Raw genomic sequence first — 14,296 nt, forward strand, 5'->3', positions numbered from 1 at the left:
TCCGAACGTTTTGTAGTAGCAAAAAAACCCTACTACAGCGAAAAAAGTGTGGCGGATTATGCCAGAAAAGCAGGCTGCACGTGCAGCCCCTGATCAGATCAACATGCCGCGGTTAGCGTGCGATTCGTCCCGCAAACGGCTACAAGCCAACGAGCTAGAGGCCTGTCAGGCAAAACATGCGAGAAAGCGGTGTATACGTTTGTACATCAGCATCCCAAGCCTGCTTTTAACGGCGCAGGCCCGACGCGCAGCAGCCAATAATCAGTGGCGCGTGTCCGACGGCCCCTCACTGCTGCCATCCATAAATAATTGCAGCACATCGGCCGCATCAAACAGGTAGCGCTCATTGCAGAACTGGCAATCGATTTCCACCTGCCCGCCCTGCTCTTGCACCAACGCCTGCGCATCCGCTTGGCCGAGGCTGGTCAGCGCGCGGGCGGAGCGCTCACGCGAGCAGCTGCAGCGAAATTGCAGCCCGCGCGGCTCAAACAGGCGCAGCGCTTCTTGGTGATACAAGCGGTGCAGCAACGTTTCATTATCCAGCCCCAGCAGTTCTTCGGCCTTGACCGTGTCAGCGAGGGCGAGTGCATGCTGCCAGCTGGCTTCACGCTCATCGGCTTCCATCAAGCGGTCGGCCGGCAGTTGTTGCAGCAGCAAGCCGCGAGCACGCTGGCCATCGGCGCTTAGCCAGAAGCGCGTGGGCAACTGTTCGGAGGTGGCAAAATAATTGGTCAGGCAGTCGGCCAAGGTGTCGCCTTCCAGATCAACGATACCTTGATAGCGTTGCCCGGCTTTTGGGTCGACGGTGATGGCCAGCACGCCATCGGGCATCAACTCACGCAAGCTAGCATCGGCGTTGATTTGCTCGGCGTGATAACGCGCGATACCGCGCAACTCGCCTTCGCTGGAGCACTCGACCATCAGCAACGGCACCGCGCCCGAAGAACGGGCCTGGAGGATCAGCAGACCGTCGAATTTTATCGTGCCGATCAGCAGGGCGGCGGCAGCCAGCAGCTCACCCAGTAATTGGGCGACGGGCTGCGGGTAGGTGTGTTTGGCCAGCACGTGGCTGTAGCTGTCGGTCAGACCGACCAGTTCACCACGAATATCGCTGTCGTCGAACAAGAAGCGTTGGGAAAAATCAGGCATGCCAACTTCACTAAATGTGGCTCGGCTGAGGATTTTAGGCGCAAACGTCGATCCGACCAAGCGCCTCTTATCTATCAACACCGCACGCAGAAACTATCGACACAGCCCTGCCACTGCCTTCATTGATGAAAACAGCGGCACCCTGCATGCTCAACACTCTGCCCTCGCACCAGCCGCTGGTGTTGACCCCGCGCGGCATCTTATTCCTGATTACCGTGAAACTGATGCAACTGCCGACGCTGCTTTTTGCTCGGCCGGCCATCGGTCTGCATGCCTAAGGCGCCAGCTTTGCGCTGCGCCGCCGCCTGTTCGCGGCGTTCGATGCTCTCAGCGGTTTCGGCATACAGGGCTTGCGCCTCTGGCGCGCCGCGCCGCACCACGGACAGCGCCTGCACGACGACGCTGCGCTCATCAAAACCATTGCGAATCACATACACATCACCGACTCGTGGCTCCTTACCCGGTTTGCAACGCTCACCTCGGTGATGCACCTTGCCGCCGTCGATGGCGGCCTTGGCCAGCGCGCGGGTTTTATAGAAACGCGCGGCCCACAACCATTTATCCAGGCGCACCTTGTCGTCATCTTTATCGCTCATCGAGTCCTCACTGTTCACGCTGGGCAGGCGAGCATTTTGCCTGATGCAGTTGTGCCAAGGGCCAACTAGAATGCGCGCAACTATAACGGATGCCCCTTTGAAAACTTTTAACCAACTGGGCGTGATCGGCCTGCGTGAATGGATCAACCTGCCGCAGCTGGGCTTAGTGGGTCTACGCGCCAAAATTGATACGGGCGCCAGCACCTCCAGCCTGCACGCCAGCGATATTCAGCCATTCGACCGTGATGGCGAGCCTTGGGTGCGCTTTACCGCGCACCTCGGCACCTTGGTGCAACGCCGGCATCGCTGCGAAGCGCCGCTGGTGTCGCTGAAAACTATCAAAAGCTCCAACGGCCACAGCCAATCGCGCTATGTGATTCGCACCCAGCTCACCCTCGGCGAGCGCGAGTGGCCGGTGGAATTTACCCTGACCTGCCGCAAAACCATGCGCTACCGCGTATTGCTCGGCTCCAAAGCGCTGGTCGATGGGCAGTTGCTGGTAAACCCGGCGCTGACCTACATGCAAAACAAACCCACCCTTGCTGACCCGTCTGGTGCCCAATGAAGATCGCCGTGCTGTCGCGCAACCCGCGCCTGTATTCCACCCGCCGCCTGGTTGAAGCCGGGGAGTTGCGGGGCCACGAAATGGTGGTGGTCGACACCCTGCGCGCTTACATGAACATCGCCAGCCACAAACCGCAGATCCACTATCGCGGCAAACCGCTGGAAGGCTTTGACGCGGTGATCCCGCGTATTGGCGCCTCGGTAACCTTCTACGGCTGTGCGGTACTGCGCCAGTTCGAAATGATGGGGGTGTTCCCGCTTAACGAGTCAGTGGCCATCGCCCGTTCGCGTGACAAGTTACGTTCCCTGCAGTTGCTGTCACGCCGTGGTATCGGCCTGCCGGTCACCGGTTTCGCCCATTCCCCGGATGACATCGCCGACCTGATCGACATGGTCAACGGTGCGCCACTGGTGATTAAGGTACTGGAAGGCACGCAGGGTATTGGCGTGGTGTTGTGTGAAACTGCCACGGCGGCCGAGTCGGTCATTGAGGCGTTTATGGGACTCAAGCAAGACATCATGGTGCAGGAATACATCAAGGAAGCCGGTGGCGCAGACATCCGCTGTTTTGTGGTCGGCGACAAGGTGATCGCCGCCATGAAGCGTCAGGCCAAGCCCGGCGAATTTCGCTCTAACCTGCACCGTGGCGGCAGCGCCAGCCTGATCAAAATCACCCCAGAAGAGCGCATGACCGCCATCCGTGCGGCCAAGGTCATGGGCCTGTCGGTGGCCGGTGTGGATATTCTGCGCTCCAACCACGGCCCGCTGGTGATGGAAGTGAACTCATCACCCGGCTTAGCCGGCATTGAAACCACGACGGGCAAAGATGTCGCCGGCATCATCATCCAGTACATCGAGAAAAACGGCGGCCCACACCTGACGCGCACTAAGGGCAAAGGGTGAGCCGGATATAGGCGAAGCATGCTTCGCCCCGGTGAACGCACGGCCAAGGATGGCCGGGCTGGTATTGCAGACCATTACTGGACGCGGCAGGGATGCCGACACGCATACTCAAGCCAATAGCCGGTGCTGCTCCATCCACGCGAGGAAAGCCGCCGCACGCAGCGGCCGGCTGATGTGGTAACCCTGGCCCAGCGAGCAGCCATTATCGCGCAGGCAGTCGAGCTGGCGTTGGCTTTCGATGCCTTCAGCGATGCATTCCAGGCCTAAGTTGCGGGCAATCACCAAGATGGTCTGTACCAGCATCAGGCCGCTGCCATCTTCGCCGTCCATGTCCCAGGTAAAGCTGCGATCAATTTTCAGGCGATCCAGCGGTAGCCGCTTGAGGTAGGTCAGCGAGGAATAACCGGTGCCGAAATCATCAATGGCAAAGCGTACACCCAACACTTTGAGCGCCTGCATATTGCTGATGCATTGCTCGACGTCCTCCAGCAACACCCCCTCAGTGATCTCCAACTCCAAGGCTGCCGCTGGCACCTGATGACGCTGTAAGCATTCACTGATGCGTGCCACACAGCTGCGCTGACGCAACTCGCGCGGGCTGAGGTTAACGGCCAACACCAACTGCGGCCATTGCGGTAACCAGCGCGCCAGCGCCGCGCACGCCTGCTCCAGCACCCAGCCGCCTAATTCCTCGATCAGCCCGGTTTCTTCCGCCAACGGAATAAAATCGCCGGGCATGATTTCGCCGCGCTCGGGATGCAGCCAACGCAGCAACACTTCCGCACCGGTAACGGCTCCGGTGGCTAGGCTCAATTGCGGCTGAAACACCAGATACAACTGTTCGCGCTGCACGGCCTGACGCAACTCGCCCTGCAACTGCAAACGCTGGTCGATGGCGGCCTGCATTTCAGGAGCAAAAAAGTGCAATGCGTTTCGTCCGCCCTGCTTAGCCCGGTACATGGCGGTATCCGCCTGTTTCAGCACATCGGCGGCCAGTTGGTTGCCAAATGGATGCAAAGCGATGCCGATACTGGCGCTGATCGACAGCTCATGGCCATCAATCCAGCAGGTCCCTACAAGGCTTTTCAGCAGCTTCTGCGCCGTGCTGGCCGCCGCCTCTGCGGCCAATTGCGGGTTACTGTCGAGCCCTTCGAGTAGCACCACAAACTCATCGCCGCCCATCCGCGCCAGGGTATCTTCGGTGCGCAAACTGCTGGCCAGTCGTGTGGTGACTTCGCGCAACAAGCCGTCTCCAACAAGATGGCCGAGGCTGTCGTTGACCGTTTTGAAATGATCAAGGTCGATAAACAGCAGTGCACCCAAGGTATTTTCGCGTTGCTCGCGCGACATCGCGTGCTGCAAGCGGTCAAGCAGCAAACGCCGATTCGGCAGGCCTGTCAGGTCATCACTAAAGGCCAGTCGCTCGATTTCACGCTGATAACGCTGACGCTCGGAAATATCGGTGATGCTCCCGCGGATCAGCACCGGCTCGCCGGGCATGCGCACCAAGCGCACCTCACAAGGAATCTGCCGGCCTTTGCTGTCACGGTGTAGCCACTCAAACACCGGGGCCTCGCCGGCCATCGCACACCGCAGATAAACCTGCGCCAAGTCAGCGGTCAGTTGACCGTCAGCCTGCTTATTCGGGCTTAGCTCAAGTACGCGTTTTTTGAATATTTCTTCACGGCTATAGCGCAATAAACGCAGCGCATTATCGTTGCACTCGACCAACGCGCCCCCAGGGGTGATCAGCACAATGGCTTCAGGCGCATTCTCAACGATAGTTTGATAGCGCGCTTCAGCCTGCAGGCGCTGGCTGATGTCCTCGACCAGCAGCAGAAACATGCGCACTCGCCCGTTGCTGTGGCGCACCGCGCGCAGGCTGACACGCGTGTAGACCAAGCTCTGGTCGGCGCGGCGAAAGCGCTTTTCCAGCTCAAAGCCTTCAAGGCTACCGTCAAGCACTTGGTCAAGCAGCGGCTGCTCGGCCTGCAGGTCGTCGGCCAACGACAGCGCTTGCCAACTGCACGCCAGTAATTGCTCGCGGCTGCGCCCGAGAATACTGCAGAGCTTGTCGTTGACTTCTTCCCAAGCAAAATGTGGGCTGGTCGAGGCCATGCCGATCAGGGGCGCTTCAAAAAATAACCGTAGGCGTTCATCACGCTCACGCAGTTGCTGTTCAGCATTTTTGCGCGCGCTGACGTCCTGCAGCACCCCATACACCCGCACTAAATCGGCTCCATCGCGCTCAGCGATACCGCGAATACGCAGCCAGCGGCTCTTGCCCTTGGCTGTGAGCAGGCGCACCTCGATATCGAATTGATCCTGACCGTTAATCAGCTTCTGCAGAATCTGCTCAGAGAGCACGCGGCCACTGGCGTCCAGATAACTCAAAGCACCGTTTAGGTCCGGCGGCCCGTTTCTAGGGTCCAGCTCGTAAATCCGATAACAGCCGGGGCTCCAATCCATTGTTTGCTGCGGCATGTTCAACACCCAACCCCCGAGATTGGCGATGTGCTCGGTTTGGCTAAACAGATGGCTTTGCCTGAACAGTTCGGCGCTCTGCGAACGCACCTGAGTGGCCAGTTGCTCGCGGGCCGTTACGTCATTCTGCAGCGCGACGTAATGGCTGATGCCGTGGTCATCATGCATGGGCGCGAGGGTGATTTCATTCCAGAATTGCTGGTCGTTCTTGCGGTAGTTACGCAGCACCACATCACAGCCGGTGCCGTCGCGCACCGCTTGCTGCAAACGGCTGAGGCCTTGCTGTTGCTGGTCATCGCGGAGCAGGAAGTTCCAGCTATTGCCCAGCGTTTCCTCGCGGCTATAGCCGCTGATTTGCTCAAACGCCGGGTTGCAGTAAATAAGTGGCAGCTCAGGATGACGAGCGTCGGCGATGATGACCCCCAACGGGCTGGCTTCCAGGGCCAGGTTGGCCAGTGCCAATTGCTGCTGCATCTGCGCACTGCGCACCAGTGCTTGGCGTAGATCACTGAGGCTGCGCCCCACCAACAGCGTGGCGAGCATAAACAGCAGCACGCTGACGTGCATTTCCAACCGTTGCGGGTCGAGCCAAGCCTGCGCATCACCCAGGCCGCGCAGCAACGGCAAGATCAATACCATGCCCACGCTCAACACTGCGCCACAGATACCACCGGCAAAGCCCCAGACCAATGCCAACGCCAGCATCATCACGCCAATCAGCGGTAGGTTGAGGGTCAGCGGTAGCAAACCGAGCAGCCAGGGCAGCCCGGCGAACAGCAAGAGCAACAGCGGCCAGGGCGGTAACTGACGAAGCGCCTCAGGCACCTGCAAACTGCCGCTAAGAACCGCTGGAGCCAACCAGCTGCGGCGACGCATAAAAGGCGTCACATACGCCAGCAACGGGATGCTGATGGCCAGCACGGTCAGACTATCGGCCAGCCACAGGGTCAAGCTGCTCGCCAAGACATCTGCCTGCGGTACATGACCGAGCAACCAGAGGTTACCTTGCACCCCCAGCGCCATGGGAATGATGGGTATCAACACGCCCCACAACATAAAGCGCATCAGGTGATTAAGGTCGGGCATGGCGGGGTCAAACGGACGTTGACGCATCAACAGCAAGGCCAACGCTACGCCGAGGGTTTCTGGCAGGGCATATAAAGTTGCCCACTGCCATTCCAACCCCCAGAGCGGAATGGACAACATGGCATTCAGGTAAACCGCCAGCAGCACGCGCGGCCCCCACCACAAGCCAAATACCAGCGCCAGCGCAAACGGCGGGTACCAAAGCGCCGAGCCATTGCTGAACTGCGTTGCTAGGGCCAGCCAGGTGGCCACGTGCAGCAAGGGCAGCGGCAGCAACCAAGTCCAGAGAGGAAGGCGATTTGGGACGGCAGGCATGCTGACCTCATGTCAAAGCGCTGATGAATCATAGTTCAGCGTAACAGGGTCAGAATGCTAGGGCTTTGTTTGCCGCTGTTTTCGGCCTTGCGCTAACCGTTTGGCAGGGCAGCGGCTAAACAGCGAATCACACCGCGTCGCGGGGCAGCAATAAACCCAGCGGCAGACAAACGCGCGCCTCCAGCCCACCGCCAGAGCGGTTACGCAACTCGATACTGCCACCATGCAAGGCGGCGATACGCTTGACGATGGCCAGCCCCAGCCCGGCACCTTGCCCACCACGGGCACGATCGCCCCGAATAAACGGGTTAACGATGCTGCCCAGTTCAGCTGGATCAATGCCCGCACCACGATCAAGTACGCTGAGCACCACATAAGGCGCGCTGTGGTTGCCCGACAGCGACACCGCCACCTCAACCGCATTGCCACCATAGCGCAGGGCGTTCTCGATCAAGTTAACCAACAACCGCTTAAGCGAGACGCGGCGCAGCGGGAACACCGGGATTGGCTCCAGACACAGGCGCACTTGCTCGTTTTTTTGGTTGTAGGGGGCAACCACTTCACGAACCAACTCGAGCAGGTCGAGTTGCTCCAGCGGCTCGTCGCGCCCGTCACGTATAAACGCGAGGAATTGATCAAGAATGGCATCCATGTCCTCGATATCACGGACCATGTCTTCGGTCAGCTCGGAGTCCGTGTTTAAAAACTCCATAGACAGTCGCAGGCGCGTCAGTGGCGTACGCAGGTCATGCGACACCCCGGCAAGCATCAATTCACGTTCGCGGGCTGCCTGCTCCACGTCCTCAGCCATCTGATTAAAGGCGCGGTAGACCTCGGTCATCTCGCTCGGTGTATCACTGACCGGCAAGCGCACGCTGCGGCCCTTACCAATTTGTCGTGCGGCAAATACCAAGCGTTTGAGTGGCGCACTGAGCTGGCGCACGAAAATCCACGCCGCCGCCGTCGACAACAGGCCGATGGCCAGGAACCAGCCGAGCACACTCCAAATGCGCTGACCACGCAGTGGGTGCGGGTAAAGCGGCACACGCAGCCAGTCATCCCCCAGCACCGGCGCATGCACCCAGAGTGCCGGCGGGCTCTTAGCGCGCACCCGCACTTCGGTGGTGGGGCCCAGCTCAGTGCGCATCTGCCGTTCAAAAATATCGCTGTACGGCCAATGCTGTTCGGTGGCCGGCACCTGCTCGTACGGCACCCGCGTCAGCCCGGCAGCCTCGGCAATAGTGGCGCGGTCTTCCGGGTCTGCCGCCCAATAGGCACGCAACGTCAGCGCGGCGCCGTGGCTGTACTGGCGGTCGACCAGCACATCCTCGTTCATCATCAGATAAACCAGGGTCAGCGCCTTGGAGAACAGCACCACGATCAACACCAGCCACAAGGTGCGCGCGAAGAAGCTTTGTGGGAACCAAAGAGGGGTTTTCATGGTGACTCGATGTGGTTGTAGGGTGGATCGCGCCTCATCGATCCACCGAGCAGAAACGAAGGTGGATGAATAAAGCGTCATCCACCCTACGGCGGTTACTTATTGCCGTCTGGAACGAACACATAGCCCACGCCCCACACCGTCTGGATATAGCGCGGCTTGGACGGGTCCGGTTCGATCAGGCGGCGTAAGCGCGAAATCTGCACATCAATGGAACGCTCCAGCGCATCCCACTCGCGACCACGGGCCAAGTTCATCAATTTGTCACGGGTCAGCGGCTCGCGGGCGTGCTGTACCAAGGCTTTGAGCACAGCGAACTCACCGGTGGTGAGCATGTGCACCTCATCGCCTTTCTTAAGCTCACGGGTGGCCAGCGACAGCTCATACTCGCCAAAGCTCACGCTCTCGTCCTCAGTGCCGGGCGCGCCTGGTACTACCGGAATTTGGCGACGCAGCACAGCCTTGATGCGCGCCAGCAACTCACGCGGGTTAAACGGCTTGGCCAAGTAGTCATCAGCGCCCAGCTCCAACCCTTGAATACGGCTGGCTTCATCGCCCTTGGCGGTGAGCATGATGATGGGTACCTGATTATTCGATTCACGCAGCCGACGGCAGGCGGACAAGCCGTCTTCGCCCGGTAACATCAGGTCCAGCACCACCAAATTAAACAGCTCGCGCGCCAGCAGACGGTCCATCTGCTCGACGTTTTCCACCGCACGCACGCGGTAGCCCTGCTCCTCGAAAAAGCGCTCGAGCAAACGGCGCAAACGGGCGTCGTCATCGACGATGAGAATTTTTTCGCCTTCAACAGGAAGTGCAGTGCTGCTCATTCAGGGCTCCTTGACCAAGCATCTGCCGGACGCGGGCGCGCTGGCAATGTGCAATTGTCAGTATTATGGCTCAGGAGCCGCCGCTGACGTGCAGTCCATTGTTAGCAGATTTTTCCCCGATCGGTTTCCGGCACGCGGCCGAGCAATGTTTATAATGCGCGGCCGCATCGACGTGGCAATCCCATGGCGATAACGGCCGGGGTTCTTTTCCTAACGGGAAAAGATGCTGCGCAGCACCGGATGAGGGCCTTAAAGGTCACGCCGACTCAACTGATTTCGCGCGCTATGCCGCTGGCATGGCCGCCCTGTGGGTAGCTTTTTATATGCTCAGCATCAACAACCGCATTGCCGAAGAACTGGGCGTGCGCCCGCAACAGGTTGCCGCTGCCGTGGCGCTGCTTGATGAAGGCTCCACCGTGCCGTTTATCGCGCGTTACCGCAAAGAGGTTACCGGCAGCTTGGATGACACCCAACTGCGTAACTTAGAAGAGCGCCTGCGCTACCTGCGCGAACTCGACGACCGCCGCGCCAGCATCCTCGCCAGCATTGATGAGCAGGGCAAACTCACCCCTGAGCTGACCCGCGAAATCAATTTGGCTGAGACTAAAACTCGCCTGGAAGATTTGTACCTGCCCTATAAGCAAAAGCGCCGCACCAAGGGCCAAATTGCCCTAGAGGCCGGCCTCGGCGAGCTGGCCGACGCACTGTTCAACGACCCAAGCCTGAACCCGGAAGCTGAAGCCGAACGCTTTATCGACGCAGAAAAAAGCTTGGCTGATATCAAGGCCGTGCTCGAAGGCGCCAAGTACATCCTCATGGAGCGCTTCGCCGAGGATGCCAACCTGCTGGCCAGCCTGCGCAGCTACCTGAAAGATCACGCCATCCTCAGCGCCCGCGTGATCGTCGGTAAAGAAACCGACGGGGCCAAGTTCCGCGACTACTTCGAGCACGACGAAAAGCTCAAGGGCGCACCGTCGCACCGCGCGCTGGCAATTTTCCGTGGGCGTAACGAAGGGATCTTGAGTGCCAGCTTGAAGGTCGGCGATGAGCTGCCGGGCGGCGCTCCGCCGGGCGCCATGCACCCGTGCGAGGGCATGATCGCTGAGCGCTTCGGCATCAGCGCCCGTGGCCGCGCCGCCGATAAATGGCTGGCTGAAGTGGTGCGCTGGACGTGGAAGGTCAAGCTCTACACCCACTTGGAAACCGACCTGTTCGGCGAACTGCGTGAAGGTGCCGAAAATGAGGCCATTAACGTTTTTGCGCGCAACCTGCACGACCTACTGCTGGCCGCTCCAGCAGGGCCACGCGCCACCTTGGCACTGGACCCAGGCTTGCGCACCGGCTGTAAGGTGGCGGTGGTCGATGCCACCGGCAAGGTGCTAGAAACCAGCACCGTTTACCCACATGCACCGCGTAATGACTGGGACGGCACCTTGGCGATTTTGGCCAAGCTGTGCGCCAAGCATGCCGTTGATTTGATCTCGATCGGTAACGGCACTGCCAGCCGCGAGACTGACAAATTAGCGGCTGACCTGATCAAACAGCTGCCGGGGCTGAATCTGACCAAAGTCATGGTGTCTGAGGCCGGCGCCTCGGTGTATTCCGCCTCAGAGCTGGCCGCCAAAGAATTCCCGGACATGGACGTGTCGCTGCGCGGCGCCGTGTCCATCGCCCGCCGCCTGCAAGACCCGCTGGCCGAGTTGGTGAAAATTGACCCGAAATCCATCGGTGTGGGCCAATACCAGCACGACGTCTCCCAGCTCAAACTGGCGCGCTCGCTGGACGCGGTGGTCGAGGACTGCGTAAACGCCGTGGGCGTGGACGTGAATACCGCCTCCGCCGCCCTGCTGGCGCGCATTTCCGGCCTCAACAGCACCCTTGCACAAAACATCGTGGCTTACCGCGACGCCAACGGCGCGTTCAACAGCCGCGCCGCGCTGCTAAAGGTGCCGCGTTTAGGCGACAAAACCTTTGAACAAGCCGCCGGCTTTTTGCGCGTGATGAACGGCAGCAACCCGCTGGACGCCTCCGCCGTGCACCCGGAAACTTACCCGCTGGTACAACGCATCGCCGCCGACACCGGCCGCGATATTCGCTCGCTGATCGGTGACTCCGGATTTCTCAAGCGCCTCGATCCCAAGCAGTTCACCGACGATAAATTCGGCCTGGTGACCATCGGCGACATCCTCAGCGAGCTGGAAAAGCCCGGCCGCGACCCGCGCCCGGAGTTCAAGACTGCCGAGTTTCAGGAAGGCGTGGAGACACTAAAAGACCTTGAGCTGGGCATGGTGCTCGAAGGTGTGGTTACTAACGTCACCAATTTCGGCGCCTTCGTTGACATTGGCGTGCACCAAGACGGGCTGGTGCATATCAGCGCGCTGTCAGAGAAATTCATCAAAGACCCGCACGAAGCAGTCAAGGCCGGTGATGTGGTCAAGGTTAAGGTGATGGAAGTGGACATCCCGCGTAACCGTATCGCTCTGTCCATGCGTATGGGCGACACCCCCGGCGAGAAAATCGAAGGGCCGCGTGGCGGGCAATCCCGTGGTGGCCAATCCCGTGGTGACAAGCCGGCCGGCAACGCCCCGCGCAGCAAACGCCACTCCAGCCAAGACAAACCCGCCCCCGCCAGCGGCGGCATGGCGGCGCTGTTTGCCAATGCCAAATCGTTGAAGAAGTAGGTCGCTGCACACCCGCAGACTCGATGACGGTACGCAGCACAGCGCCCAGCGCTAACCCTCGTCACCTGCCTCGGGTTATAAAGCCCCGGCAACCGGCACAACCGGTTTTCTTGGCCCCTTGTAGAGCTCGGCCAACGCCCCCATATTGGGCCAATCGATGCGTGAAGGAATGCAACCTTGAGCAACCTGTTATCCCGCCGTCTGGCCCAGCTTGGTGAAAAAGCCAACCTCCCCCTGTTGTCCCGCTGCCTGCATGGTATTGAGCGCGAATGCCTGCGTGTTGACGCTGACGGCCAGTTGGCTCTGACGCCGCACCCCAATGCGCTCGGTTCGGCCCTGACGCATACGCAGATCACCACTGATTACTCCGAGTCGCTGCTGGAATTTATCACCCCGGCCGAAGCGGACCCGGCGGTGACGCTGGCCGATCTGGAGCAGATTCACCGTTTTGCCTACAGCAAACTTGACGGCGAATATCTGTGGAGCCCGTCGATGCCCTGCGCCTTGCCAGACGAGGACACCATCCCCATCGCCCGCTATGGCAGCTCGCACATCGGCGAGCTCAAGTACGTCTATCGCAAAGGTTTGGCGCTGCGTTACGGCAAAACCATGCAGTGCATTGCCGGTATCCACTACAACGTTTCCCTGCCGGATGCGCTATGGCAACTGCAGCAACAGGCTGAAGGCGATACTGGCAACGCGCAGGATTACCAGTCGGCGCGCTATATCGCCCTGATCCGTAATTTCCGTCGCTACAGTTGGCTGTTGATGTACCTGTTCGGCGCTTCACCCGCGCTGCACAAGGGTTTTATGCGCGGCCGCCCACACCAGTTGCAGGTGCTGGATGACGAGACGCTCTACCTGCCTTATGCCACCAGCTTGCGCATGAGCGACCTAGGCTACCAAAGCACCGCCCAGGCAGGCCTGACGCCCTGCTACAACGACCTGCAAAGCTACACCGACAGCCTGCGCCTGGCCGTGGGTACGCCTTACCCGGCTTATGTGGAAATCGGTGCCAAGCGTGACGGCGAGTGGCTGCAGCTCAACACTCACATTCTGCAGATCGAAAACGAGTATTACTCCAACATCCGCCCCAAGCGCGTGACCCACAGCGGCGAGCGGCCGATTCAGGCGCTAATGGCCCGTGGCGTGCAATACGTGGAAGTGCGCTGCTTGGACATCAACCCCTTTCTGCCGCTGGGTATCGACCTCACCGAATCGCGCTTTCTCGATGCCTTCCTGCTGTTTTGCGCCATGCAAGACAGCCCGATACTGGAACACGATGAGTGCCATGCCTGCACGGATAACTTCCTCAGCGTGGTCAAGGAAGGTCGTCGCCCAGGCCTGCTCCTGCAACGTAATGGCCAGCCGGTCGCACTGCACGCGTGGGCCAATGAGCTGCTCGAGCAGATTCTGCCGCTGGCCGAATTGCTCGACCAGAGCCAAGGCGGTAGCGCCCACAGCCAAGCGTTACAAGCGCAACAGGCTAAAGTCGCCGACCCTTGCCTGACGCCCTCCGCGCAGGTGCTCGCGCAGTTGCAGCAAGGGCTGAACTTCACCGAGTTCGGCATGCGCCAAAGCAAACTGCACGCTGCGTATTTCCGCAGCCAGCCGTTGAGCGCTGAGCAGCAAGCGGCGTTTGAAACCAGCGCCGCGCAATCGCTGCAGAGCCAGCGTGAGCTGGAAGCCAACGAAGAGGGTGACTTTGACAGTTTTGCGGCGGCCTATCAGGCCAGCATTTTGGCCCCGGCGGTGTAGCTCGCCGCTGCTGCAAAGCATCGCTCACGCCGGCCTCAATAAGCCGGCGTTTCGCCAACTGCATCACATAAACTGTCAGCGGTGGCAAAAGCAAGATCAGCGGCACAGTACCGCCCCGATGATGCGGCTAGGATTAAAGGGTAAATCCACTTCGAGCTGCCGCCATGGCCTGCGACGACCGCAACAGCGAAGACAACCAGAGCTGGAGCCTAGAAAGCCTCAACAAGGCTTACCAGCAGGGCTATATGGCTGGCATGACCGGGCAAACCAACACCCCGCGCGCCCTGGCTGCCGATGTATTGGTCGCCGCTTGGGAAGCGGGCTGGGATGACGGCCACGAGCAATACCAGCTGCACAAACGCCACAGCGCTTAACCTCCCTCCTCGCTTCACACCTCACCACGCGCGCCTCGCTGCGATAATGCCTGTAACAACGGGCTGTCGTATTGATTGCACACCGCAGACGCTAAACAGCTGTATAAAATCGATT

General features: G+C 60.0%; 10 protein-coding genes. 5 read left to right on the plus strand and 5 right to left on the minus strand.

Going from position 1 to position 14,296, the window contains the following annotated elements:
• Nucleotides 1–261: 261 nt before the first annotated feature.
• Both hslO and WF513_RS16255 read right to left on the minus strand, forming a co-directional pair.
• A complete protein-coding gene (gene hslO / locus WF513_RS16250; RefSeq protein ID WP_339080441.1) occupies nt 262–1,149 on the minus strand; it encodes an Hsp33 family molecular chaperone HslO in 888 nt (295 codons plus the stop codon).
• A 200-nt stretch (nt 1,150–1,349) separates the two neighbouring features.
• A complete protein-coding gene (locus WF513_RS16255; RefSeq protein WP_339080442.1) occupies nt 1,350–1,745 on the minus strand; it encodes a S4 domain-containing protein in 396 nt (131 codons plus the stop codon).
• 97 nt (nt 1,746–1,842) lie between these two features.
• Here WF513_RS16255 and WF513_RS16260 point away from each other — a divergent pair, with 97 nt between their 5' ends.
• Both WF513_RS16260 and rimK read left to right on the plus strand, forming a co-directional pair.
• Nucleotides 1,843–2,310: an ATP-dependent zinc protease gene (locus WF513_RS16260; RefSeq protein WP_339080443.1), complete on the plus strand. Its 468-nt coding sequence runs from the start codon at nt 1,843–1,845 to the stop codon at nt 2,308–2,310.
• On the plus strand, nt 2,307–3,212 hold the full coding sequence (gene rimK, locus WF513_RS16265; protein WP_339080444.1) for a 30S ribosomal protein S6--L-glutamate ligase: 906 nt from the start codon (nt 2,307–2,309) through the stop codon (nt 3,210–3,212). The genes WF513_RS16260 and rimK overlap by 4 nt, the downstream gene beginning before the upstream one ends.
• Before the next feature lie 108 nt (nt 3,213–3,320).
• Here the strand turns inward: rimK and WF513_RS16270 are convergent, their stop codons facing one another.
• The 3 genes from WF513_RS16270 to ompR form a co-directional block, all read right to left on the minus strand.
• Complete coding sequence (locus WF513_RS16270; RefSeq protein WP_339080445.1) at nt 3,321–7,097, minus strand: EAL domain-containing protein; 3,777 nt, start codon at nt 7,095–7,097, stop codon at nt 3,321–3,323.
• Between the two features lie 127 nt (nt 7,098–7,224).
• Nucleotides 7,225–8,538: an ATP-binding protein gene (locus WF513_RS16275; protein WP_339080446.1), complete on the minus strand. Its 1,314-nt coding sequence runs from the start codon at nt 8,536–8,538 to the stop codon at nt 7,225–7,227.
• A 95-nt stretch (nt 8,539–8,633) separates the two neighbouring features.
• Nucleotides 8,634–9,368, minus strand: a complete 735-nt coding sequence (gene ompR / locus WF513_RS16280; protein WP_339080447.1) for a two-component system response regulator OmpR — start codon at nt 9,366–9,368, stop codon at nt 8,634–8,636.
• Between the two features lie 323 nt (nt 9,369–9,691).
• On the opposite strand from ompR, the gene WF513_RS16285 reads away from it, so the two are divergent.
• The 3 genes from WF513_RS16285 to WF513_RS16295 all read left to right on the plus strand — a co-directional run bounded on the left by WF513_RS16285 (nt 9,692) and on the right by WF513_RS16295 (nt 14,181).
• Nucleotides 9,692–12,049, plus strand: a complete 2,358-nt coding sequence (locus WF513_RS16285; RefSeq protein ID WP_339083631.1) for a Tex family protein — start codon at nt 9,692–9,694, stop codon at nt 12,047–12,049.
• A 177-nt stretch (nt 12,050–12,226) separates the two neighbouring features.
• Complete coding sequence (gshA, locus tag WF513_RS16290; protein WP_339080448.1) at nt 12,227–13,807, plus strand: glutamate--cysteine ligase; 1,581 nt, start codon at nt 12,227–12,229, stop codon at nt 13,805–13,807.
• Nucleotides 13,808–13,971: 164 nt separating this feature from the next.
• Complete coding sequence (locus WF513_RS16295; protein ID WP_339080449.1) at nt 13,972–14,181, plus strand: ribosome modulation factor; 210 nt, start codon at nt 13,972–13,974, stop codon at nt 14,179–14,181.
• Nucleotides 14,182–14,296 lie beyond the last annotated feature (115 nt).

Source organism: Pseudomonas sp. TMP9, from assembly GCF_037943105.1.
Lineage (GTDB): Bacteria > Pseudomonadota > Gammaproteobacteria > Pseudomonadales > Pseudomonadaceae > Aquipseudomonas.